The 268-nt window shown below is 56.3% G+C and carries 1 protein-coding gene; it reads right to left on the reverse strand.

Going from position 1 to position 268, the window contains the following annotated elements; all coding sequences use genetic code 11:
- Positions 1 to 268, reverse strand: a 268-nt coding sequence (locus AACQ14_RS24550) for a hypothetical protein (RefSeq protein WP_339366147.1), incomplete at both ends; no start/stop codon positions are given.

The following is a 268-nucleotide window of genomic DNA, read 5'->3' on the forward strand; positions in this document are numbered from 1 at the left end:
CACAATCGGACTGGCGGCGCGGACAAACCCGTTTGCATCCACTGTGGTATTTGCCGTGTTCCAAAACGTGCGCCACGGCTGCCAACCGCCGTCGCTGACGCGGTAGCGGCGCATGAATAATTTGTCGTCCACCACCGTGGTGAAAAGCTGCACAAAATTGCTGAGAGTAGAGCCAAACACGATCAAGTTGCCCCATGGGGTTACCGTTGGAAAGGTGCCAACTGTATCGGGTGCTGTGGTGCGGTATTGACCGAAAGGCAGGCTGAAG

The sequence above is a fragment of the Vallitalea maricola genome, assembly GCF_036985595.1.
In the GTDB taxonomy this organism is placed as follows: domain Bacteria; phylum Bacillota; class Clostridia; order Lachnospirales; family Vallitaleaceae; genus Vallitalea; species Vallitalea maricola.